This is a genomic window from Streptomyces sp. NPDC087901, from assembly GCF_044742205.1.
Classification (GTDB): domain Bacteria; phylum Actinomycetota; class Actinomycetes; order Streptomycetales; family Streptomycetaceae; genus Streptomyces.
In genome coordinates this window covers 107,526-131,463 of the sequence record NZ_JBIUUC010000012.1, presented here as the reverse complement: position 1 = coordinate 131,463, position 23,938 = coordinate 107,526, and the positions used below count along the sequence as shown (strand labels likewise).

Sequence of the window (23,938 nt, the reverse complement as noted above, 5' to 3'; positions counted from 1 at the left end):
ACCGCAACTTCACTCCCTACTGGTTCCTGCGCCCCCCTCTGACAACGTTGTCCAAGCGCACTTCCTCGGGAGGAATGGCTCGGCATGCAGCCCCGACATGGTTCTCGCAAGAGACAAAGCAGCACGGCCGCACTGATTGCGGCCTCACTCGTCCTGCTCGTGACAGCCCCCACCGCTGCCGCGGCCACCTCGGCCGGCGCGGGCGCGAAGGGCCAGAAGCCCGCCGGCGACCGGACCTTCAGTTCGTCCTTCGAGGCGGACGAAAAGCAGCCGGACTGGCGCAATACCGTTGAAGAAGACTCTGACGGCAAGAAGCGGGCATCGGGCATCGATGGCGGCTTCTCCGCCGGAATACCGGGCAATGTGACCGACAAGGTCACAGATGTCCGCGCCAGCGACGAGAACACCGGCGGCGGCGAGGTGAAGGAAAACCTCGTCGACGGCCAATCCGGTACGAAGTGGCTGTCGTTCGAGCCCACCGCCTGGGTCGAGTTCGATCTCGTCGAGCCGGTCAAGGTCGTGACGTACGCGCTGACATCCGCCGACGACCACGACGAGCGGGACCCGAAGGACTGGACCCTCCAGGGCTCCGAGGACGGCACGGCCTGGACGGACCTGGACACCCGGACCGGCCAGACCTTCAGCGAGCGCTTCCAGACCAAGTCGTACGACTTCACCGCGGACAAGGCCTACCAGCACTTCCGTCTGAACATCACGAAGAACAACGGCGCCGACGACGCGACCCAGCTCGCCGACGTCCAGTTCTCCGACGGGGACACCTCCGCCCCGGCCCCCGACGACATGCGCAGCCAGATCGACCGCGGCCCGTCCGGCTCCCCCACCGCCAAGGCCGGCGCGGGCTTCACGGGAAAGAAGGCGCTGCGGTACGCGGGCACGCACAAGGCGGACGGCCGGGCCTACTCGTACAACAAGATCTTCGACGTCAACACGGCCGTCACCAAGGACACCGAACTTTCCTACCTGGTGTACCCCCAGATGGGCGAGACGGATCTGTCCTACCCGGCCACGCACGTCGCCGTGGACCTGGCGTTCACCGACGGCACGTACCTGAGCGATCTGCGCGCCACCGACTCCAACGGCGGTCTGCTGACCCCCGGGGGCCAGGCCGACGCCAAGCGGCTGTACGTCAACCAGTGGAACAAGGTCGACGCGCGGATCGGCACGGTCGCGGCCGGCAAGACCGTCGACCGGATTCTCGTCGCGTACGACTCCCCCAAGGGTCCGTCGAAGTTCCAGGGCTGGATCGACGACGTCAAGATCGCCCCGAAGGCGCCCGAGAAGCGCAAGCAGCACCTCTCGGACTACGCCTCGACCGTCCGCGGCACCAACTCCAGCGGCGGCTTCTCGCGGGGCAACAACTTCCCCGCCACCGCGGTCCCCAACGGCTTCAACTTCTGGACACCGGTCACCAACGCCGGATCGACCAGCTGGCTGTACGACTACGCGCGCGGCAACAACGACGACAACCTGCCCACCCTGCAGGCCTTCAGCGCCAGTCATGAGCCGAGCCCCTGGATGGGCGACCGCCAGACCTTCCAGCTGATGCCGTCGGCGGCCTCCGGCACCCCGGACGCCTCGCGCACGGCACGCGCGCTGCCGTTCAGGCACGAGAACGAGACGGCGAGGCCCCACTACTACGGGGTGACGTTCGAGAACGGCCTCAAGGCCGAGATGACCCCGACCGACCACGCGGCGCGGATGCGGTTCACCTACCCCGGTGACGACGCGAGCATGGTCTTCGACAACGTCTCCAACGACGGCGGTCTTACCCTCGACCCGAAGACGAGCTCCTTCACGGGCTTCTCCGACGTGAAGAGCGGCGGCTCGACCGGCGCGACCCGGCTCTTCGTCTACGGCGTCTTCGACGCGCCCGTCACCGGCAGCGGCAAGCTCTCCGGCGGCGGCGGTGACGACGTGACCGGCTACCTGCGCTTCGACGCGGGCAAGGACCGCGCCGTCAACCTGCGCCTCGCGACCTCGCTGATCAGCCTCGACCAGGCGAAGCAGAACCTGGCCGCCGAGATCCCCGCCTCGCGGTCCTTCGACCGGGTCGAGGACAAGGCCCAGGACGCCTGGGACGACCTGCTGGGCAAGGTCGAGGTCGAGGGCGCGTCCGCCGACCAGCTGACCACGCTGTACTCCAGCATGTACCGGCTCTACCTCTACCCGAACTCGGGCTTCGAGCAGGTCGACGGCAAGGACACGTACGCGTCGCCGTTCTCCCCGCAGGTCGGCTCGGACACCCCGACGCACACCGGCGCGAAGATCGTCCAGGGCAAGGTGTACGTCAACAACGGCTTCTGGGACACCTACCGGACCACCTGGCCGGCGTACTCCTTCCTCACCCCGAAGAAGGCCGGTGAGATGGTCGACGGCTTCGTCCAGCAGTACAAGGACGGCGGCTGGATCTCCCGCTGGTCCTCCCCCGGCTACTCGGACCTGATGACCGGCACCTCCTCGGACGTCGCGTTCGCGGACGCGTACGTCAAGGGCGTGAAGTTCGACGCGGAGGCGGCGTACGACGCGGCCCTGAAGAACGCCACGGTCGTCCCGCCGTCCTCGGGCGTCGGGCGCAAGGGCATGGAGACGTCCCCGTTCGCCGGGTACGCCAACACCTCCACCCACGAGGGCCTGTCCTGGTCGCTGGAGGGCTACCTCAACGACTACGGCATCGCGCAGATGGGCCAGGCCCTCTACAAGAAGACGCACAAGCAGCACTACAAGGACGAGTCCGAGTACTTCCTGAACCGGGCCCGCAACTACGTCGAGCTCTTCGACGACAAGGCGGGCTTCTTCCAGGGCAAGGACGCCAAGGGCGACTGGCGGCTCCCGTCCGACCAGTACGACCCGCGGGTCTGGGGCTACGACTACACGGAGACCAACGGCTGGGGCTACGCCTTCACCGCTCCGCAGGACAGCAAGGGCCTCGCCAACCTGTACGGCGGCCGGGACGGTCTGGCCAAGAAGCTGGACACGTACTTCTCCACCCCCGAGACGGCCGGCCCGGAGTTCGTCGGCTCGTACGGCGGCGTCATCCACGAGATGACGGAGGCCCGTGACGTGCGGATGGGCCAGTACGGCCACAGCAACCAGGTCGCGCACCACGTCACGTACATGTACGACGCGGCCTCGCAGCCGTACAAGACGCAGGAGAAGGTCCGCGAGGTCCTCGGCCGCCTGTACACGGGCAGCGAGATCGGCCAGGGCTACCACGGCGACGAGGACAACGGCGAGCAGTCGGCCTGGTTCCTCTTCTCCTCCCTCGGCTTCTACCCGCTGGTCATGGGCAGTGGCGAGTACGCGATCGGCTCCCCGCTGTTCACCAAGACCACGGTGCACCTGGAGAACGGCCGCGACCTGGTCGTCAAGGCGCCGAAGAACAGCGCGAAGAACATCTACGTCCAGGGCCTGAAGGTCAACGGCAAGAAGTGGACCTCCACCTCGCTGCCGCACGACCTGCTGGCCAAGGGCGGGGTGCTGGAGTTCGACATGGGCTCCAAGCCGTCCGCCTGGGGCACCGGCAAGGACGCCGCCCCGGTCTCCATCACCAAGGACGACAAGGTGCCGTCGCCGAGGAAGGACGTCCTGAAGGGCGAGGGCGCGCTGTTCGACAACACCTCGGCCACCACGGCCACCGCCTCCACGGTGGAGCTGCCGGTCCCGTCGGCGACGAACGCGGTGCAGTACACGCTGACGTCGGGCGACGCGGCCAAGGCTCCGAGCGGCTGGGTCCTGCAGGGCTCGTCGGACGGCAAGGCCTGGAAGGACCTCGACAAGCGGTCCGGCCAGTCGTTCGCCTGGGACAAGCAGACGAGGGCCTTCACGGTGAACGCCCCCGGCGCGTACGCGCATTACCGGCTGGTGCTCAGCGGTGAGTCGACGCTCGCGGAGGTGGAGCTGATCTCCTGACCCTGCGCCGCTCCACGGACGGCCGGTACCTCCTCGCGGGGGTACCGGCCGTCCGCGTTCTCACCCCACGGTGCAGTCGAGCTCGGTGGCGGGATCGGGGTCGCCGCCCGAGGAGACGTATCCGAAGGTCGCGGACTCTCCTGGATCGAGCGATCCGTTCCAGTCCACGTTATGGACCATGACCTCCTGTCCCTGGACGGTCATCGCCCCGCTCCAGAGACTGGCCACGCTCTGTCCGTCCGGCTGGGTCCAGCCGACCATCCAGCCGAGCATCGGTACGTCGCCGGTGTTGGTGACGGTCACCTCGGACTGGTAGCCGCCGCTCCAGCTGTTGGTGGTCTTCAGCACCGCCGAGCACAGGCCGGGCGGCGGTTCGGTCGGGGTGGTGGTGGAGCCGTCCTTGACCCCGGTCACCTCACCGTTCCCTCCGTCGAAGACGACGTCGGAGCAGGAGTAGAACGTCTCCTGGCTGTCGGAGCGCTGCCACACCATGTAGATGATGTTGCGGCCGTCCTTGCCGGACGGAAGCGCCCCGGACCAGGCGTAGTTGGCCTCCACCGTCCCCGGAGTCCCGTTGAGCGGCGGGTGGTCGATGGTGAGGAAGGGGGTCTCCTCCATGTCGTCCCAGGCAAGCGGCTGCGTCGGGTCGTAGCCGTCCTTGGTGATGTAGACGTAGAACGAACCAGGGTGCGCGGCCCAGGCGTTGTAGGTGAAGTCGACGGTCGCACCCGAGGTCAGATGGGTCAGCGGCCAGTCACTGCTGGGGGTGTTGAACCCGGTGAAGTTGGGGTTCCCGCCACTGCACAGCTCGCCGTCGGGCACGAAGCCACGGGTGCGGCCGGCGCCGTCGGAGCGGAGCACGGAGAACCAGTTGTAGAACGGGGTGGTCCCGCTCTGCTGTGCGGCGGCCCGGCAGGCGGGGTTGACCGGCTTGATCTCTCCCGTGTCGGTGAGCGCGTCCTGCCAGCACAGGAAGGTACGGCTGGCGGGCTTCATCGGCGTGCCGTGGGCCTCTGCCCGGCCGCCGGAGGTGACGAGGACCAGCCCGAGGGCGGGGATGGTCGTGAGCAGGGCGAGCAGAGTGAGAAACAGGGCTCTGCTGCGGGTGCCGGCCAGGAGCCGGCCTCCGATCAGTAATCGGCGGCTCGATCGGTGGATCACGAGGTACGTCCCTTCGCTGCTGTCGTCCGGGGGGAATGGCGGAACAACGTTCGGGTCGTGCTGTGCGGTGCCGTGCTCGTGCGGTGCCGTGCTCGGGTTCACGCTTGGGAGCGCTCCCACTGCTCGGGGAGGCTAGCGCTCCGGTGCGGGACTGTAAACGCTTCGGTTCCGTTTTCCCTCGGTCACCCGTGGGGGTGGGTCCGGGCTGTTCGCCGTTGCGGCAGGGTGAATTGTCGCTACATTCCGCTCATGCCTCAGCCGAAGGATCTGGACCCCTACACCAATCCCCGCGCCTTCTACGGCGCCGAGTTGCACCGACTGCGCGAGGCGGCCGGGATGTCCCAGATCGAGTTGGGCTCCCGGGCGTTCTGTTCCGGCACGTACATCGGACTGTTCGAAGCAGGGGAACGAAGGCCCCAGCTGGAACTGTCACGCGCACTGGACGAGTTGCTGGGGAGCGGCGAGCATCTTCAGCGGCTCTGTCTGCTGGCACGCAAGTCGAAGGTGGCGGGGTACTTCGCGGACGCGGCTGAACTCCAGCTACAGGCCTCTTCCATCGGAAGCTATACGTCGATGCTCGTCCTCGGCCTGTTGCAGACCGAGTCGTATGCGCGGGCACTCACCCGCGCCTCGCACCCGTTCGCCACCCAGGACGTCATCGAAGGTCACGTGCGGACACGCATGGAGCGCACAAGCCTTCTCGACTCACCCACCACGCCCGTGCTTTGGGTGGTCATTCACGAAGCCGCTCTGCTTCTTCCGGTAGGGGGGAACGCCGTGATGGCCGAGCAACTCACCCACCTCGCCGAGCAGACGGCCTCCCGCCCGCGCATCGTCGCGCAGGTGCTCCCGTTCTCCGCCGGGGCGCACCCCTTCCTGCATGCGTCAATGACGCTGATGCAGTTCACCGAGGCGCCCGCCGCCGTGTATACGGAGGGCGCCTACAGCGGCCAACTCGTCGAAGAACCGCTGCTGGTGGAGCAGTACAGCACCGCATACGATCTGGCCAGGGCTGCCGCGCTGTCGCCGGAGGCGTCCCTTGACCGGATCGCCTCGGCGGCGAAGGAGTTCGCGACGTCATGAGCACCACACCCGACCTGAGCACCGCCGTCTGGCGTACGTCGTCGTACAGCAACGGCGACGGCGGCGAGTGCGTCGAGATCGCCGACAACCTCCCCGGCATCGTCCCCGTACGCGACAGCAAAACCGGCCCCGAGGGGCCGGCGATCGCCTTCGCCAGGGCTCGCTGGGCACCCTTCGTCGCGGCCCTCGCGGACGGCTCGCTCTGACGGGAACTCCGCCGTATCCGTCGCGCGTCATGAAGATCGTGATGGACATGGACGGCGTGACGCTCGAAGAACTCAGCGAAATCTGGGATGAAATACGGGAGAACTACGACACATCCGACAACAGCGCCTACGACCGGGCGGTGCTCGACTGCGCCGCCCGGCTCGCCTCGGACCCCGGTGGCGAGTCGGCCCATGTGTGGGCGATCGGGCTGACGATGATGGCCCCCTACCTCACCTGGCTGCCCGGCGCAGGCGTCGCAGAGCAGGCCGCGGCAGCGCTGGAAGCTGCCGACAGGGCTTTGCGCGACCGCGGTTGCCCCCACGACTCGCATCCGTACCTGAGCCACGACGACGAGGAGGACGAGTACCTCGCCGAGTTGGTGCTCGCGCTCGCCGACGAGACAGCCGACTGGAACGAGGACAGTCCTCGGAGCGAGTGGCGTTGCCCGCGCAACGCGGCCGGATTCGCGCGGATCGGGCTGGACATCATCCACCCCGGATCGGTCACGGACGTGCCGCCCCGTCTGCCGGTGGAGGCCAAGGACAGCATCAGTACGCTGTCGGCGCTGCTGCACGGGTACCCGAAGCCGTGGACCGACATCGACGACGAGATCAGCAGCCAGGCGTCGGAGCTGTCCGGCGCTGCCCCTGCGGACCGCGCCGGGCGCTTGATGGTGGTCCGGGCGGTGACCTGGTACGCGGTTTCCGGCATGGTGCGTACGAAGTCCGTACTCGACGACCTGGCCGAAGCGGTGGAGGAGGTGCTGCCGCACTTCACCGGCGGCGGCTGCGCCCATGACGGGCACCCGTCCCTGCCGGACAGCGGGCCGGACGCTGCGGCACTCGGCATCACGCTGAGCAGTAGCGGCGGACGGGAAATCTACGAACGGAGGCGCATCGCATCCGGCCGGAACGCCCCGCTCGACGCGGTGGTGTGCCCGGTCCTCATGGCGGAGGTCGCGGACCGCACACTGACGCTGCTGCGCAAGCGGCGCGACGACCTCTTCGGGGAGCGCGACACCTCGCACGCCGACGCCGAATACCTTCGTGCGGACGGCCGGCTGAACATCGAGCTGCTCGTGGAGCGGACGGACAACAAGAGCTGGAACGAGCAGTACGCCGACGATCTGGGTCTGTGGGCTGCCCGTCGCCACCAGCAGTCCGACGGCCGGGATCGCGCCGTGCTGCTGCTCGTGGCCCATCAGGCGATGAAGAATTCGTACCCGAGCCCACCGCTCTCCGTCGTCCGGGGCGTCCTGGCCACCATGCGAGCCGTCGCCGCGGCTCCCCTGCCGGCCGAGTGCCTGCACGAGGACGAGCACCCGCCGCTGGGACGCGCGGAGTTCCGCGCCGGTATGGCGCACTTCTGGGCCCCGGAGGAGTTCCCGCCGGCCGAGGAGTCCCGTAGCGCGGCGTCCTGGACCTGCCCGCGGTTCGCGGCGGCGGTCGCCGAGCAGTGCATCGCCGACCTGGGAGACCTGTACGAGGAAGACGCGCTCGCAGACGCAAGCTGACAGCCGACGGCAACGGGCCTCGCGGCCGCCCCTTCAGAGCTGCGGAGTGTCCGGGACGGCGGTGGGGAACAGGCTCTCGGGCAGAGTCACGTTCCACGCCGTGATGACCGGCTGGCCGTGCTCCCTGCCGAGCCGGGACACGGCTCCCGTGGCGAGCTGGAACAGCGTGCCCTCGGCGGGGGTCAGGCCGAGGTAGCGGGCGGTCAGGACGCGCAGGAAGTGGGAGTGGGCGACGAGCACGATGTCCTCGTCTCCGGCGCGTTCGGCAGCGTCCCGGACCTCGGCCAGCACCCGGTCGGCCCGCTCGCCGACCCCGGCCGGGGTCTCGCCGGGGTGCGCCTCGGGGCCGGCCGTGACGCCGTCGGTCCAGAGGTTCCAGTCGGGGCGGGTGAGGTGGATGTCGTGGGTGGTGATGCCCTCGTAGCCGCCGTAGTCCCACTCGCGCAGCTCGGGGGTGATGCGGGGCGCGGCGAGCCCCGCCAGTTCGGCGGTGCGCCGGGCCCGTACCGAGGGGCTGACCAGGGTGAGCGCGATGTGCCGGTCGGCGAGCAGGGGCGCGAGGGCGCGGGCCTGACGTTCGCCCAGGGGCGTCAGGGGCAGATCGGTGTGGCTCGTGTGCTGTCCGTTGCCGGACCACTCGGTCTCGCCGTGCCGGATCAGGATCAACTCGCCCATGTGAAGGCCATCCGCTCTCAGTGCTGTTACCGCTCACGTGCTGTCGGAAGTTCGAACCCCCTGGTCCACGATTGCATTCCGGCCGGGTCGGGGCGGGCGGGCGCGCCCGGGAGCGACCTGATGCGGGTATGCGCCGTGCCGCTGCTCGGCAAGGATCTCCGCGATGACGTGCCGTGCGGTTTCGGCCATGAACAGGTTGGTCTCCCGGTAGTACTGAAGCTCCATCAGCGCGACGGACAGCGCCCAGCCGATGCCCCGCGCCCAGGCGGCGTCGTCCGCCTCGGCCGCGTCGCGGAAGGTGTCGCGCGCCCCGGCGGGCAGCACGTACCAGGCGACGATCAGGTCGACGGCGGCGTCGCCCAGCCCGAGGCAGCCGAAGTCGATGACGGCGGTGAGCCGCCGGTCGGCCGTGAGCATGTTGCCCGGTTGCAGGTCCGCGTGGATCCAGACCGGCGGGCCGGTCGGTGCGGGTGCGCGCAGGGCCGTCTCCCAGGCTTCGGCGGCGGCCCCGGTGTCGATGTCGGCGTGAAGGTCGGCAAGTGCCGCGCGGACTGCGGAGTCCCGGGCGGCCAGGGTTTCGCTTCGGTAGGAGGGGGGTCCGTCGGTGGGGTCGACGCGGTGGAGCGCGGTGATGAAGCGGGCCAGGTCCCGGGCGAGCGGGGCGGCTTCGGCCGCGTCGCCGACCGCCGGGCAGTTCCCGTCGAGCCAGCCGTACACGGACCAGGGCCATGGGTAGCCCTCGCCGGGCACGCCTGCGCCCAGCGGTACGGGGATGGCAACCGGAAGCGCCGGGGCCAGGAGCGGCAGCCAGCGGTGTTCCTTGGCTGTGTCGTCGGCCGAACCCGCGGTACGGGGGAGCCGAACGACGAGATCCTCACCGAGCCGATACATCACGTTGGACGTCCCGGCGGCACCGACGCGTGCGACGGGCAGGCCGGACCAGCGCGGAAACTGCGCGGCGATCAGGCGGTGCACCAGGGCGTCGTCGATCTCGGGCTCGTCGGCGTGCATCCTGCCTGCGTTCATCGGAACCTTCCGGATCAAGAGGTCTCCCTGGTCAGCAGACATACGACCTCGGCGGAGATCCGCCCGTCAATCCCGTTCCGAAACACCGGCAGAGAGACAGTCCGCGATGGGAGTAGGACAAGATCTCGATCTCCCTCAGGATCACGGGAGAGGATGCCCCGGCCCCAGGCCGTTTCAGGCAGGCATGCGTTCGCCGACGGGGCGGCGGCGAAGGTTCGTCCGCCGGAGAGCCGGCGGCACGTATGCCTGCTCCGACCACGCGCGGCTGGCAGAGCGTACGCAGGCTTCGCGCCCGCAGCGAGGAGTTCTCGGCGCTGTGGGACACCCAGGACGTCGCCGTACGCCGCGCCGATGTCAAACGATTCCTGCACCCGGTCGTCGGCCTGCTGGCGCTGGACTGCGAGGTGCTGCTGAATCCGGAGCACGACCAGCGGCTGGTCGTCTGCACCGCCCGGCCGGGCAGCCAGTCCTACGAGCGGCTGGAACTGCTGCGCGTGGTCGGCCTCCAGGATCTGACCCGCGGCTGACCGCACCGCACCGCTCCGCCGGCGCCGCCGGCAGCACGAGCGGTGTGGGCGGCGGTCTCGCCCCGGCCGGAGTAGTGGGATGCGGTGGTCCGTCCCGGCGCGTTCCCGCCTTCGGCCCTTCGGGCACGGCACACCCGGCGCCGTGCCCGAAGGGGCCGTTGAAGGGGTTGGAGGGGCCAGGGCCCGTCCTCAGCTCTTGACCACGTCCAGCGCCGCGTCGCCGACGACCACGACCTCGTACGGCCGGTCCGTGTCCGCCGTGACGCGGAGCGTGCCGCCTTCGCGGACCAGTTCGTACGTGGCGGCCGGGGCGCCCGTGAGGTCGGGGACCGTCACCGTGCGGGTGAAGTCGCCCAGGCCCTCGGGGGCGTAGACGCGCAGCTGGAGGTCCTCCGTCCAGTCGCCGTCCGGGCGGGAGGCGTCCGCGCCGAGCGGCAGGACCGCGCCGGGGCGGACGAGCAGCGGGAGGCTGTCGAAGCCGTGGGTGCCGTGGTGCCAGGCGGGGCCCGTGACGGTCTCGCCGGTCAGGAAGTGGGTCCAGGTGCCCTCGGGTACGTAGTACTCGACCTGGCCGTCCTCACTGAAGACCGGCGCCACGAGGAGGTCCGGGCCCAGCAGGTACTGGCGGTCCACCGTGCGGGTGGCCGGGTCGTCGGGGAACTCCAGCAGCATCGGGCGCATGGTGGGGACGCCCGTGCGGTGGGCCTCGACGGCGGCACCGTACAGGTACGGCATCAGGCGGTGCTTCAGCTCGGTGAACTGCTTGGCGACCGCGACCGCCTCGTCGCCGAACTCCCACGGCACCCGGTAGGACGAGGAGCCGTGCAGGCGGCTGTGCGAGGAGAGCAGGCCGAAGGCGAGCCAGCGCTTGAAGACCGCCGGGTCGGGGGTGCCCTCGAAGCCACCGATGTCATGGCTCCAGAAGCCGAAGCCGGAGAGGGACAGGGAGAGTCCGCCTCGCAGCGACTCGGCCATCGCCTCGAAGGAGGACCAGCAGTCGCCGCCCCAGTGGACCGGGAACTGCTGGCCGCCGGCGGTGGCGGAGCGGGCGAAGAGGACCGCCTCGCCCTGGCCGCGCTCCTCCTCCAGGATGTCGAAGACGGCCTTGTTGTAGAGGTGCGTGTAGTAGTTGTGCATCCGCTCCGGGTCGGAGCGGTCGTGCCAGACGACGTCGGTGGGGATGCGCTCGCCGAAGTCCGTCTTGAAGCCGTCGACGCCCTGGTCGAGGAGGGTCTTCAGCTTGGCCTGGAACCAGGCGGTGGCCTCGGGGTTGGTGAAGTCGACCAGCGCCATGCCGGCCTGCCACTTGTCCCACTGCCAGATGTCGCCCTCGGGGGTGAGGACGAAGTAGCCGTTCTCCGCACCCTCCTCGTACAGGGCGCTCTTCTGCGCGATGTACGGGTTGATCCAGACGCAGATCTTCAGGCCCTTCTCCTTCAGCCGGGCGAGCATGCCGACCGGGTCGGGGAAGGTGTCCGGGTCCCACTCGAAGTCGCACCACTGGTACTCACGCATCCAGAAGCAGTCGAAGTGGAAGACGGAGAGCGGGATGCCGCGTTCGGCCATGCCGTCGACGAACGAAGTGACGGTCGCCTCGTCGTAGTTGGTGGTGAACGAGGTGGTCAGCCAGAGGCCGAAGGACCAGGCCGGCGGGAGGGCCGGGCGGCCGGTGAGGGCGGTGTAGCGGGTGAGGACGTCCTTGGGCGTGGGGCCGGCGACGACGAAGTACTCCATCGTCTGGTCCTGAACGCTGAACTGCACCTGGCCGACGGCTTCGGAGCCGACCTCGAAGGAGACCTTGCCGGGGTGGTTGACGAAGACGCCGTAGCCGCGTGAGGACAGGTAGAACGGGACGTTCTTGTAGGCCTGTTCGCTGCTGGTGCCGCCGTCGGCCTGCCACATGTCGACGACCTGGCCGTTCTTGACGTACGGGGTGAACCGCTCGCCGAGGCCGTGGATCGTCTCGCCGACGCCGATGGCGAGCTGGGCGAACATGTGGTGTCCGCCGTCCTGCACCGTGGCGAAGGCGGTGCCCTTGCGCCCGGCGGAGGTCAGCACGCGGCCGTCCGCGTCGAGGAACTCCAGGCCGAAGCCGCCCTCGGTGGGGAGCCGGAGCGTGAGCGGTCCGCTGGTGAGTTCGGCGGTGGGGCCGGCGTCGCGGGTGGTGGCCGTGGTGTCCCCGGTCGCGCCGGGGAGGACGAAGTCCGGGCCGGGGCGGCGCTTGCCCGAGAGGTGGGTGACGCGGACACCGATGACGCCTTCGGCGGCGGCGTACGCCTCCACCGTGATCAGGGGGGCGTTGAGCGTGTCCCCGCGCCGGGTCACGCGCTTGACGGCGGCGTGGGCGGTGAGGCGGTCGGTGTCGAGGCGGAGGTCGCGGAGCTCGGTGGCGTACGAGGCGTTCACACCGTCTCGCATCTGCCAGAAGCCGTCGGTGAACTTCATGGGGGGTCTTCCTTAACCGGTGGTACAGGGGGTGTGCGGGGTGCGTCGTCAGGGGTGCGGGTGCGTCGTCAGGGGTGCGTCGTCAGGAGTGCGGGCGTCGCCCGGTCGAGGACCGCGGTCACCCGGTCCCAGGTGGCTGTGTCCCGCGGTACGGCAGGCAGTTCGCGGCCTTCGCCGGTGCCCCACTCCGTCGCCAGGGCGACCGGGTCGCGGCCGGTGGCGGCGCCCGCGGCAAGGGCGGCCGCTCCCAGGGCGACCAGCTCGGCGGAGTCCGGAAGGATCACCGCACGGCCGGACAGCCGGCGCACGGTCTCCACCCACATCGTGCCCCGCGCTCCCCCGCCGATCAGGCGCAGCGGCGCGTCGGGCGCGTCCGGTGTCGCGGCAGACATTGCCCGCAGCGGCACGAGTGGCAGTTCGTCCAGGGCGCGCAGGACGGCGACGACCGCGCCCTCGTAGGCGGCGCCGAGGATCTGCTGCCGGGTCGTGTCGTGCCGCAGCCCGTGCAGGAGCCCGGAGGCGGCCGGGAGGTCCGGGGTGCGCTCGCCGTCGAGGAAGGGCAGCAGCACGGCCTCGCCGCCGGGTACGGCGTCCTCGCGGTCCAGGCCGAGCAGCTCGGCGACCTTGTCCACGGCGAGGGTGCAGTTCAGGGTGCAGCCCAGCGGGAGGCGGGTGCCGTCGGTGGCGGCGAAGCCGGCGAGCAGCGCGGAGTGCGGGCGGTTGCGGGTCGCGGCGAAGACGGTGCCCGAGGTGCCGAGGCTGACCACCGGGTGGTCGAGGAGCCCTTCGGCGCCCAGGCCCAGGCCGACCGCGGCGGCCATGTTGTCGCCGGTGCCGGCGGCGACGGGGATGCCGGCGGGCAGGCCGAGGGCGCGGGCTGCCTCGGCGGTGAGGTGTCCGGCGCGGGTGGCTCCGGTGGCGGCGACCGTGGACAGCATGTCCGCGCGGATGCCGGTGAGGGCGAGCAGCTCGGGGTCGTAACCCTGGGTGGCGGGGTCGTACCAGCAGGTGCCGGAGGCGTCGCCGGGGTCGGTGACGGCGGCGCCGGTCAGCCGTTCGGTGAGGAAGTCGTGCGGGAGGCGGACGGCGGCGGTCGCGGCGGCGGTGGCCGGTTCGTTGTCGCGCAGCCACATCCACTTGGCGGCGGTCATCGAGGCGACGGGGACCGATCCGGTGCGGTCCAGCCAGCTCTCCCTGCCGAGTGCGGCGGTGAGGGCGGCGGCCTGCGGGGCGGAGCGGGTGTCGTTCCACAGGAGGGCGGGGCGCAGCGGGCGGCCCTCGGCGTCCAGGGTGACCAGTCCGTGCTGCTGGCCGGCCACGGCGATCCCGGTGACGGCGGACGGGTCCAGGCCCGATTCCGCGAGGGCGGCGGCGACGGCCGCACACAGGGCCTGCCACCACTGCTCGGGATCGCTCTCGCGGGCACCGCCCTGCCCGGTCACGGTGTGCGGGGCGCGGCCGACGGCGAGGAGCCGGCCGGTCGCGGTGTCGACGACGGCCGCCTTCGTGGACTGGGTGGAGCTGTCCACGCCGATGACGGCCGAAACCGGTGCGGTGTCCGGGTTGCTGGCTGGTCGCGACGGCATGTCGTACCTCGTTCCTGTGGGTCCCGATTTTGATCGTACACAAAACAAATAATTCTTCGAAGCGCTTCGACAGCGCCTGAAGTGGCCCACAACCCACCCCACGTGGGCCGCAAGACCCCCGACGGGCAGCCGTGTTGCCCCTATGTGACGGATGTGTCACAGGGATGCTCTAGAAACAAACGCCAGGATGCCGTATTAGTACTGTCAGCAAACAAATCGGTCGGACGGCAGAGCAGCCGCCCGGGCCATGTCGACAAGAGGCAGAAGAATGTCGAATCGCTTCACCCCCACCCCCGCCGACCGGTTCACCTTCGGGCTCTGGACCGTCGGCTGGCGAGGCAACGACCCCTTCGGTGACGCCACCCGCCCCGCCCTGGACCCGGTCGAGTCCGTCGAGCGCCTCGCGGAACTCGGCGCGCACGGTGTGACGTTCCACGACGACGACCTGATTCCGTTCGGGTCCTCGGACAGCGAGCGCGCCGCGATCATCGCGCGCTTCAAGGGCGCCCTGGACCGCACCGGTCTCAAGGTCCCCATGGCCACCACCAACCTCTTCACGCACCCGGTCTTCAAGGACGGCGGCTTCACCTCCAACGACCGCGACGTCCGCCGCTTCGCGCTGCGCAAGGTCATCCGCAACATCGACCTCGCCGTCGAGCTGGGCGCCGAGACGTATGTCGCCTGGGGCGGCCGCGAGGGCGCCGAGTCCGGCGGGGCCAAGGACGTGCGGGACGCGCTGGACCGGATGAAGGAAGCGTTCGACCTCCTCGGCGACTACGTCGTCGACCAGGGCTACGATCTCAAGTTCGCGATCGAGCCCAAGCCGAACGAGCCGCGCGGCGACATCCTGCTGCCCACGGTCGGCCACGCCCTGGCCTTCATCGAGCGCCTGGAGCGCCCGGAGATGTACGGCGTGAACCCCGAGGTCGGCCACGAGCAGATGGCCGGGCTGAACTTCGCCCACGGCATCGCCCAGGCCCTGTGGGCCGGCAAGCTCTTCCACATCGACCTCAACGGCCAGTCCGGCATCAAGTACGACCAGGACCTCCGCTTCGGCGCCGGCGACCTGCGCCAGGCCTTCTGGCTCGTCGACCTGCTGGAGAACTCGGACTACGCGGGCCCGCTGCACTTCGACTTCAAGCCGGTGCGCACCGACGGCATCGACGGGGTCTGGGAGTCCGCGAAGAACTGCATGCGCAACTACCTGATCCTCAAGGAGCGCGCGCTGGCGTTCCGCGCCGACCCGGCCGTCAAGGAGGCGCTCGCCGCCTCCCGCCTGGACGAGCTGGCGCAGCCCACCGCCGCCGACGGCGTCAAGGCCCTGCTCGCGGACCGTTCCGCGTTCGAGGACTTCGACGTGGACGGCGCCGCCCAGCGCTCGATGGCGTTCGAGGCGCTCGACCAGCTCGCCATGGAGCACCTGCTCGGCGTCAGCTGACGCCCCGGGGTGTCCGGCGCGGACCGTCGCCGCCGGACACCCCCACTCCCCCGGTACGGGCCTGCCGGACCCGTACCCGGGCGGATCGATCCACCTCGTCGGGACACAGTGGTCCCCCCGGGCCGGCACCCCTCTCACGCAAGGGCACCATCGTGACAGCACCTACTCCGGACGGCATGCACCAGCCGCGCCGCCGTCATCACCGGCGGGTCGTCGTCCCGCTCACCGTCGTCTCCGCGCTGCTCGGCGGCGTCGTCCTGTCCGGCTGCGGGCAGCAGCGGGACCCGGACGTGTACACCGTCATGAACTCGTCGACCGACGAGTCCTACCACCGCTGGGACGCCCAGACGCTGGCCCGGTGCAGCAAGACGCTCGGGGTGAAGATCGAGCAGCAGAGCGTCCCGGCCTCGCAGGTGATGACGAAGGCCCTGCGGATGGCGTCCTCGAAGTCGCTGCCCGACGTGCTCCAGCTGGACGCCTCGGAAATGCCGACCTTCGCCGAGGCGGGCGGGCTCATCCCGCTGAAGGACCTCGGTCTGACGACGAAGGACATCCCCGAGGGAATCGTCAACTTCGGCTCGTACGACGGGAAGTACTACGGGGCGGCGCGCACGGTGAACACCCTGGCGCTGTTCTACAACAAGGACACCCTCGACAAGGCCGGCCTGGAGGTGCCCACCACCTGGGCCGAGATGCAGGACACCGCGAAGAAGCTCACCCAGGGCAAGCGGTACGGTCTGGCGCTCAGCGCGGGTGGTGCGGAGGACGGCGTCTTCCAGTTCACCCCGTTCATGTGGTCCAACGGCGGCGACGAGACGAAGCTCGACAGCCCGCAGGTGGCCGGGGCGCTGGACTACTGGAAGGCCCTCCTCAAGGACGGCTCGCTGTCCAAGTCGACGGTCAACTGGACCCAGGCCGATGTGAACGACCAGTTCATGGCCGGCAACGCGGCCATGATGATCAACGGCCCGTGGCAGGTCGAGAGCCTCAACGCCAAGAAGGGGCTGAACTGGGGCATCGCCCAGATCCCCGTTCCGAAGGCGGGTGACGCCTCGGTGGGCCCGCTGGGCGGGGGAATCCTGACCGTCCCGAACACCGGTGACGAGGCGCGGGAGAAGATGTCCGCCCGGATCATCGGCTGCATGTCGGGCGAGCAGGAGCAGATCACCTACGCGATCAACAGCTGGATGGTCCCGGCCAACGAGAAGGCCGCCGCCGTGTGGCGCACGAAGGCACCGGAGCTGGCCGCTCTCGCCGACCAGGTCGCCACGGCCCGTTCGCGTACCGCCAAGCTCGGCGCGCAGTGGTCGTCCGTGTCGCTGGCCCTGCAGAGCGCCTTCCAGTCCGCCCTCACCGGTGAGTCCAGCGAGGCCGCTCTGAAGCGTGCCCAGCAGCAGGTCACGAGCGGGAACTGAGGTAACGAACCATGTCATCCACCACAGCCTCGGCCGCCGCGCCGCCGGCCGACCCGAAGGCCCCCGCGGCCGCTGCGGTCAAGAAGCCCGTGAACCCGCGGAGCGCCAAGCGGCGCAGGACGCTCGCCCAGTGGGGGTTCATCGCCCCCGCCGTGATCTTCATGGCGCTGTTCTTCGGCTACCCGCTCGTCCGCAACATCGTGATGAGCTTCCAGGACTACTCGCCGTCCACGTTCTTCACCGGCGAGGCGCCGTTCAACGGCTTCGACAACTGGAGCAACGTCTTCAACGACGGGCTGTTCGGCAAGGCCCTGTGGCAGACGATCCTCTTCACGGTCGGATCGCTCGTCGGCCAGTTCTGCATCGGCCTGGCCCTCGCCGTCTTCTTCACCCGCCGTTTCCCGCTGAACGGGATCCTGCGCTCGCTGATCCTGCTGCCGTGGCTGGTCCCGATGGTCGTCTCCGGCATCGTGTGGCGGCGCATCTTCGACCAGGACACCGGTGTCCTCAACTCCTTCCTGGGCACCGTCGGCCTCCCCGGTGACACGCCGTGGCTGACGAGCACCAGCATGGCGCTGATCTCGGTGATCCTGGTGAACATCTGGATCGGCATCCCGTTCAACATGGTGATCCTCTACGGCGGCCTCCAGGAGGTCCCCAAGGAGCTGCACGAGGCCGCCTCGCTCGACGGCGCGAACGCCTGGCGTACGTTCCGCTCGGTCACCCTGCCCATGCTCAAGCCCGTGATCACCGTGGTGCTGGTGCTCGGCTTCATGTCGACGGTCAAGATCCTCGACCTGGTCCTCGCCCTCACCGACGGCGGGCCCGCCGACTCCACCCAGACGCTCGGCACGCTCACGTACCAGAACTCCTTCGTCCAGATGGACTTCGGGGCCGGTGCCGTGGTCGGCAACATCCTGATCCTGATCTCCGCCGTCTTCGCGGTGTTCTACCTGCGGGTCAACCGCAACGAGGGGAAGTGACCGGCATGGCGACCACCACCCAGATCCCCGCCGCCCCGGCTCCCGCCGCCGTCCACCGGCCGAAGCGCCGCTGGGGAGCGACCGTGTTCGGCCTCGTCGCCCTCGCGGTGATGCTGTTCCCGCTGTACTGGATGATCAACACCGCGCTGCAGCCGGACGCGGGCCTGGTCGATGTGGGCCCGGTCCCGACGAGCGTGGACTTCTCCGGCTTCACCTCCGCCCTCACCGACCAGGGCGGCAACCTGCTGACCTCGCTGGCCGTGGCGCTCGGCGCCGTGGCCATCTGCCTGGCGATCTCCGCGCCGGCGGCGTACGGCCTGGCGCAGTTCAAGCTGCGCGGCAGCAAGACGATCGTCTTCGGCACGCTCATCACGCAGATGGTGCCGGGCATCGTCATCGCGAACGCCCTGTACAGCGCGTACGTGGACCTCGGCCTGGTCAACTCCTACTTCGGCCTGATGCTCGCGGACGCCTCACTGGGCATCCCCTTCGCCATCGTGCTGATGCGCTCGTTCATGGTGTCCATCCCGCACGAGGTCATCGAGGCAGCCGAGGTCGACGGCGCCGGCCGCATCCGTACGTTCATCCAGGTCGTCCTGCCGATGAGCCGCAACTCGCTGATCACCGCCGGGCTGTTCTCCTTCCTCTACGCGTGGAGCGACTTCATGTTCGCCCTGACGCTGAACACCACGGACGACGTCAAGCCGATCACGCTGGGTATCTACCAGTACATCGGCGCCCACGTCGGTGACTGGGGTTCGGTCATGGCCGCCTCGGTCCTCTCGGCCGTGCCCGCCGCGGTCCTGCTCGTCCTGTCCCAGAAGTACATCGCCGCCGGGATCACCGGCGGCTCGGTCAAGTAAGGGTTTCCATGAGTGACTTCCCGGTCTTCCCGCCCGGTTTCGTCTTCGGCGCGGCCACGGCCTCGTACCAGATCGAGGGCGCCGTGGATGAGGACGGCCGCGGGCCGTCCATCTGGGACACCTACAGCCACACGCCCGGTAAGACAGACGGCGGTGACACGGGTGATGTGGCCTGCGACCACTACCACCGCTACCCCGAGGACGTGGCGCTGCTGCGCGACCTGGGTGTGGACTCGTACCGCTTCTCCATCGCCTGGTCGCGCATCCAGCCCGAGGGCGGCGGGGCGATAAACGCCAAGGGCCTCGACTTCTACTCCCGGCTCGTCGACGAGCTCCTCGAAGCGGGCATCGAGCCGGCCGCCACGCTCTACCACTGGGACCTGCCCCAGGCCCTGGAGGACAAGGGCGGCTGGCGGGTACGCGAGACCGCGGAGCGCTTCGGGGAGTACACGGCGATCATGGCGGAGCACCTGGGCGACCGGGTGCCGCGCTGGATCACGCTGAACGAGCCGTGGTGCAGCGCGTTCCTCGGCTACTCGGTCGGCCGGCACGCACCGGGTGCCAAGGAGGGCCGCGGCGCCCTGGCCGCCGCGCACCATCTGCTCGTCGGCCACGGCCACGCGATGACCGCGCTGCGCGCGGCGGGCGTCCGCGAGGCGGGCATCACGCTCAACCTGGACCGCAACGTCCCGGCCACCGAGTCGGACGCCGACCTGGCCGCGGTCGTCCGCGCGGACACCCAGCACAACCTGGTGTGGACCGAGCCGATCCTGGCGGGCCGCTACCCGGTCACCGAGGAGGAGACCTGGGGCGAGCTGATCACCGCGCAGGACTTCCGGCGCGAGGGCGACCTGGAGCTGATCTCCCAGCCGATGGACTTCCTGGGCATCAACTACTACCGCCCCATCGTGGTCGCCGCCGCCCCGCACCGCGAGGCCGACCCTGCGCTGCGGGTCGCCACCGACAACCGGTACAGCGAGGGCGAGTACCGGGGCGTCCGCAAGACGGCGATGGGCTGGCCGGTCGTGCCCGAGTCCTTCACCGACCTGCTGACCGCCCTGAAGCAGACGTACGGCGACGTGCTGCCGCCGGTGCACATCACGGAGAACGGCTCGGCGGAGTTCGACACCGTGGACGCGGACGGCGCGGTGCGTGACACGGACCGGGTCGCCTACCTCCAGACGCACCTGACGGCGCTGCGGGCGGCGATGGACGCGGGCGTCGACGTACACGGCTACTACGTCTGGTCGCTGCTGGACAACTTCGAGTGGGCGCTCGGCTACGCGAAGCGGTTCGGGATCATCCGGGTCGACTACGACACGCTGGAGCGCACCCCGAAGGACAGCTACCGCTGGTACCAGGAGCTGATCGCGGCGCACCGGAAGTAGTCCGGTCCGCCTCCTGCCCCCGTTCGCCCTCGAAGCGGACGGGGGCAGTCTGCTGCGTGGGCGCTTTCACGTGGGCTCCCTCACGCAAGCTCCCTCCGCGCGGCTCCCTTTGCGCAGGTTCCCTCTGCGCGGCTTCCCTTTGCGCCGGCTCCCCCGCTGCGCGCCCCTGCCTCAGCGCGCCGCGTGCGCCGCCGGGTCCGCCAGGACCCCGCGCACCACATGGGCCGCCGCGCCCCGTGCCGCGTCGCCGGAGAGCGAGGAGGCACGCAGCCCGCTGCCGTCGGTGCGCCACCGGCCCGACACCACCCGGTCCGCGAGCTGCGCATCGGCCGCCTTCGCGAGCCACGGCATCAGGTCGCGGTAGATGCCGCCCAGCACGACGGTGTCCAGATCGAAGAGGTTGACCGCCCCGGCCAGCACCACGCCCATCCGGTCACCGGCCGCCCGCAGCACCTCCAGCGTCTCCGCGTCGCCCGCCCTCGCCCGCTTCTCCAGCTCGCCGAGTCCGCGCACACCCGCGGCCGGGTCGATGCCGGCCGCCCGCAGCAGCGCCGCCTGACCGGCGTACTGCTCCAGACAGCCCCGCGCCCCGCACCCGCACAGCGGCCCCTCCGGATCGACGACCACGTGCCCGACCTCCCCGGCGAAGCCGTGGGCGCCGCGCAGCAGCTCGCCGTGGAGCACCAGAGCACCGCCGACGCCGATCTCGCCGGTGAGGTAGAGGAAGCATCCGGCATCACCCAGGCCGCCAAACCACAGCTCGGCCAGCGCCGCCAGGTTGGCCTCGTTGTCGGAACTGACCGCCAGCGCCCGGCCGGCCGGGCGCAGCGTGCTGAGCGCCTGGCCGAAGATGCCCTCGGCAGCGACGCGGTACCAGCCCAGGTTGGGTGCCTGGCGGACCATGCCGCCGGAGACGAGTCCGGGCAGGGCCAGCTCGACGCCGACGGCCCGCAGCCCCTGCTCGCCGGTCGAGGTGATGACCCGGTTGGTGAGCCGGGCCGCATGGGCGAGGACCTCGGCCGGCGGGGTGTTCCGGTTGTCGATGTGCTCGGTGACGCGGACCCGGTCGGTGCCGGTGAGCCCGACCGCGCACACCGAGACGTAGTCGATGTTGATCTCGACGCCGAGCCCGGCCGGGCCGGTGTCCGACACCTTCAGCACGGTGCCGGGACGTCCGGCGCTTCCGCTGAACGTCTTGCCCGACTCGGTCAGGTGGCCGAGCGCCAGCAGCTCCTCGACGAGCGAGGAGACCGCAGCCCGGGTCAGCCCGACGCGGGCCGCCACCCGGGCGCGGGTCACCTCGCCCTCCTCCAGGACGGCACGCAGGACGAGGCCGAGGTTGTTACGGCGCACGGACTCGGTTCCGGACTTGACGCCGGGCGAGGCGGGATGGATGGTCATCAGGCCTTCGAGCGTAGGGCCTCGCGCGCGGATGCCGTGCGCGACCCCGCGGACGACCTGCGGTTTCGTGCCGGTGCCGCCGTGGGCCGACGGACCGTACCGAAGGATCACACGCCCGAAACATCACCGCAGCCCGCCCGACAAGTCCCCCTGTTACGTTCGCGGTGTACGCGGCCGCCGTTGCCCGCTCCACCCGCCCCCGGACCCCGTGGTCCGGTGAACGAGGAGGTCTGCGGTGCACGTTCCGGCAGTCCGGACCGACAGGTCCAGGTCGCGGCGCCACGCGCCCGCCTGGCTCACCCACGTGACTCGTCTGCGCCGGGCCCCCGTGCCCCGCACCGCCATGGTGCGCGGCGCCCTCGGTGCCGGCCCGCTGCTCGGGGCCGGTATCGCCGTCGGGCAGCCGGGTGCGGGCGTTCTCGCCGCGCTCGGGGCCATGCTCGCCGGGGTCAACGACCGTCCGGGGACGCGCCGCAAGGGGCTCGTCCACATAGGGCTCCCGGCCGCGGCCGGATCGCTCGGGCTGCTCGTCGGCGCACTGGTCGCGGACGCGACGGGGCGATGGGCGGCGGTTCCCGTGCTCTTCCTGGTGGGCTGGGTCTCCGGGGCACTCAGCGCCAGGGGCGGCGTGTGGTCGGCGGCCGCACTCCAGATGCTGGTCACCACGACGATCGGCATGGGAATGCCGCTGGCCGGACCTGCGTGGCTGAAGGCGCTGTGCTTCCTGTCCGGTGCGGGCTGGCTGGTCGTCCTGCGGCTGCTGCTGCGCACCCCGCGATCGCGGAGCGCGATGCGGTGGAGCGGCGAACGCGAGGCCGTCGCCGCGGTGTTCGACGCGCTCGCGGACGCGCTGGGCGCGCTCGGCGGGCCGGGGGCACCGGCCGCCCGACGCGCGCTGGTCGCCGCGCAGCAGCAGGCCGACGAGGCGTTGCGGCTCATGCGGCTGCTGCCCTGGCCGCGCCGGGCCGGCGGAGCCGATCGAGGCCTCGCCGAACGCTTCGGCGCCGGGGTCGCGCTCTGCGAGGCGAGCATCGCGCTGCTGTGGGAGGGCCGGCCCGTCCCGGACACGGTGGCCGAGGGACCCCGGCGGCTGGCCGCGGCAGTACGTTCCGGCGGACCCGCGGGTACGCTGCCGAGCCCGCGGCCGGACACCGTCGAACGGCTCGCCTTCGACCGGGCGGTGCTGGAGGCCGCGGTGGTCTTCGACCGGACGACGGCCGGCGCGCACCCCGCACGCATCTCCGAGCGCCCCCGCACGGCCGGCACGGACTCCGGTCTCCGCCCGGGTCTGTTCACACCCGCCGGACGCGAGTACGGGCTGCGCGTGGCGCTCTGCGTCTCGGTCACGGCGGCCGTCGCGCTGCTGCTGCACGAGGGCCACTGGTACTGGCTGCCCGCCACCGCCGCGTTCCTCGTGAAGCCCGACTTGGGCCCGCTGTTCTCACGGGTGGTGAACCGGTTCGCCGGGACCGTGGCCGGGGTCCTCGCCTTCGTCGCGCTCATGGCCGCGCTCGGCGGCCTCGGCCCGCCGCTCGTCGTGGCGGCCGTCGTCGTGGCCGGGGCCCTGGTCCCCCTCTCCACCCGCCACTTCGCCTTCCAGACCGCGGTGATCACCGTGCTCGTGCTGTCCTTCGTGCACACCGCGGGTGACACCGAGGCGGCCGCGTCCCGGCTGCTGGAGACGTTCCTGGCCTGCGTCATCGTGCTGCTCGTCGGCCACCTGCCGCTGGTGGCCGATCCCCGGGTGCGGGCCGGTCACCGGTTCGCCGTCACGCTGCGCTGCACGGAGCGGTATCTGCGCCATGTGCTGGACGCGCCGGACCCGGCCGGGGGCGGGCAGCGGAGCGACGTACAGGGGCTGGCCCTGCGCGGCGCCGCGTACCGGGCGCTCGCCGAGGCGCGGGCTGCGGCGGAGACCGTCGCGGCCGAGCTGCCCGGTCCGTTCGGCGGGCGACGCCACGACTGGTCGGCGGTGACGGTGGCCGCCGAGCTGGTCGTCGACGCGGCGACCGCGTGCGCGCTGCGGGTGGAGAACGGGGTGCCGCGGCCCTCGTCCGGCGACGTGGAGCGCGTGACGACGGCGCTCTCCGTGCTGGCGGACGCCCTGGAGGACGGCCACCGCACCGCGCGTCCGGCGCCGGGCCCGGGTCCGCGGGACTGCCGGTCGCTGCGCGACGTGATGACCCAGCTGCACGGCATTCACCGGCTCACCACGGCCGGCCACGCCGAACCGGCGACGGCGGGCTCCCTCACCCGGCCCTGACCCAGGCCCTCTCGTTCGGAACATGCGAGAGGGC

Annotated in this window: 17 protein-coding genes; 11 read left to right on the top strand and 6 right to left on the bottom strand. The window is 70.6% G+C overall.

Annotation, left to right across the window (positions count from 1 at the left end; translation table 11 throughout):
* The first annotated feature begins 84 nt into the window (after positions 1-84).
* Positions 85-3,930, top strand: coding sequence for a GH92 family glycosyl hydrolase (locus tag ACIOEW_RS30410; RefSeq protein WP_401967604.1), 3,846 nt, complete (start codon positions 85-87; stop codon positions 3,928-3,930).
* A gap of 60 nt (positions 3,931-3,990) precedes the next feature.
* Here the strand turns inward: ACIOEW_RS30410 and ACIOEW_RS30405 are convergent, their stop codons facing one another.
* Positions 3,991-5,061, bottom strand: coding sequence for a lytic polysaccharide monooxygenase (locus ACIOEW_RS30405; RefSeq protein WP_401967776.1), 1,071 nt, complete (start codon positions 5,059-5,061; stop codon positions 3,991-3,993).
* 279 nt (positions 5,062-5,340) lie between these two features.
* Here ACIOEW_RS30405 and ACIOEW_RS30400 point away from each other — a divergent pair, with 279 nt between their 5' ends.
* From ACIOEW_RS30400 to ACIOEW_RS30390, 3 genes are read left to right on the top strand one after another with little or no spacing between them, the layout of a single operon-like run.
* On the top strand, positions 5,341-6,174 hold the full coding sequence (locus tag ACIOEW_RS30400) for a helix-turn-helix transcriptional regulator (protein WP_362548061.1): 834 nt from the start codon (positions 5,341-5,343) through the stop codon (positions 6,172-6,174).
* Entirely contained in the window at positions 6,171-6,380 is a 210-nt protein-coding gene (locus ACIOEW_RS30395; RefSeq protein WP_401967602.1) for a DUF397 domain-containing protein, read from the top strand. Before ACIOEW_RS30400 ends, ACIOEW_RS30395 begins: the two co-directional genes overlap by 4 nt.
* A 29-nt stretch (positions 6,381-6,409) precedes the next feature.
* On the top strand, positions 6,410-7,894 hold the full coding sequence (locus ACIOEW_RS30390; RefSeq protein ID WP_401967599.1) for a hypothetical protein: 1,485 nt from the start codon (positions 6,410-6,412) through the stop codon (positions 7,892-7,894).
* A 33-nt stretch (positions 7,895-7,927) separates the two neighbouring features.
* Here the strand turns inward: ACIOEW_RS30390 and ACIOEW_RS30385 are convergent, their stop codons facing one another.
* Positions 7,928-8,569 (bottom strand): histidine phosphatase family protein, encoded by a 642-nt coding sequence (locus tag ACIOEW_RS30385; protein WP_401967596.1) that lies wholly within the window; start codon positions 8,567-8,569, stop codon positions 7,928-7,930.
* A gap of 33 nt (positions 8,570-8,602) precedes the next feature.
* A complete protein-coding gene (locus ACIOEW_RS30380; protein ID WP_401967594.1) occupies positions 8,603-9,595 on the bottom strand; it encodes an aminoglycoside phosphotransferase family protein in 993 nt (330 codons plus the stop codon).
* A gap of 242 nt (positions 9,596-9,837) precedes the next feature.
* Here ACIOEW_RS30380 and ACIOEW_RS30375 point away from each other — a divergent pair, with 242 nt between their 5' ends.
* On the top strand, positions 9,838-10,122 hold the full coding sequence (locus tag ACIOEW_RS30375; protein ID WP_401967592.1) for a hypothetical protein: 285 nt from the start codon (positions 9,838-9,840) through the stop codon (positions 10,120-10,122).
* A 189-nt stretch (positions 10,123-10,311) separates the two neighbouring features.
* On the opposite strand, the gene yicI is transcribed toward ACIOEW_RS30375, so the two are convergent.
* On the bottom strand, positions 10,312-12,567 hold the full coding sequence (gene yicI, locus ACIOEW_RS30370) for an alpha-xylosidase (RefSeq protein WP_401967590.1): 2,256 nt from the start codon (positions 12,565-12,567) through the stop codon (positions 10,312-10,314).
* A 68-nt stretch (positions 12,568-12,635) separates the two neighbouring features.
* Entirely contained in the window at positions 12,636-14,153 is a 1,518-nt protein-coding gene (xylB, locus tag ACIOEW_RS30365; protein ID WP_401967587.1) for a xylulokinase, read from the bottom strand.
* A 268-nt stretch (positions 14,154-14,421) separates the two neighbouring features.
* On the opposite strand from xylB, the gene xylA reads away from it, so the two are divergent.
* The 5 genes from xylA to ACIOEW_RS30340 all read left to right on the top strand — a co-directional run bounded on the left by xylA (position 14,422) and on the right by ACIOEW_RS30340 (position 20,240).
* On the top strand, positions 14,422-15,591 hold the full coding sequence (gene xylA / locus ACIOEW_RS30360; RefSeq protein WP_401967584.1) for a xylose isomerase: 1,170 nt from the start codon (positions 14,422-14,424) through the stop codon (positions 15,589-15,591).
* 176 nt (positions 15,592-15,767) lie between these two features.
* Complete coding sequence (locus ACIOEW_RS30355) at positions 15,768-17,006, top strand: sugar ABC transporter substrate-binding protein (RefSeq protein ID WP_362548390.1); 1,239 nt, start codon at positions 15,768-15,770, stop codon at positions 17,004-17,006.
* Between the two features lie 11 nt (positions 17,007-17,017).
* Positions 17,018-17,989 (top strand): carbohydrate ABC transporter permease, encoded by a 972-nt coding sequence (locus tag ACIOEW_RS30350; RefSeq protein WP_401967583.1) that lies wholly within the window; start codon positions 17,018-17,020, stop codon positions 17,987-17,989.
* Between the two features lie 5 nt (positions 17,990-17,994).
* Positions 17,995-18,852 (top strand): carbohydrate ABC transporter permease, encoded by an 858-nt coding sequence (locus tag ACIOEW_RS30345; RefSeq protein ID WP_362548035.1) that lies wholly within the window; start codon positions 17,995-17,997, stop codon positions 18,850-18,852.
* An 8-nt stretch (positions 18,853-18,860) separates the two neighbouring features.
* A complete protein-coding gene (locus tag ACIOEW_RS30340) occupies positions 18,861-20,240 on the top strand; it encodes a GH1 family beta-glucosidase (RefSeq protein WP_401967580.1) in 1,380 nt (459 codons plus the stop codon).
* Positions 20,241-20,411: 171 nt separating this feature from the next.
* Here the strand turns inward: ACIOEW_RS30340 and ACIOEW_RS30335 are convergent, their stop codons facing one another.
* Complete coding sequence (locus ACIOEW_RS30335) at positions 20,412-21,641, bottom strand: ROK family transcriptional regulator (RefSeq protein ID WP_362548029.1); 1,230 nt, start codon at positions 21,639-21,641, stop codon at positions 20,412-20,414.
* Between the two features lie 304 nt (positions 21,642-21,945).
* Here ACIOEW_RS30335 and ACIOEW_RS30330 point away from each other — a divergent pair, with 304 nt between their 5' ends.
* Positions 21,946-23,904, top strand: a complete 1,959-nt coding sequence (locus ACIOEW_RS30330) for an FUSC family protein (RefSeq protein ID WP_401967577.1) — start codon at positions 21,946-21,948, stop codon at positions 23,902-23,904.
* Positions 23,905-23,938 lie beyond the last annotated feature (34 nt).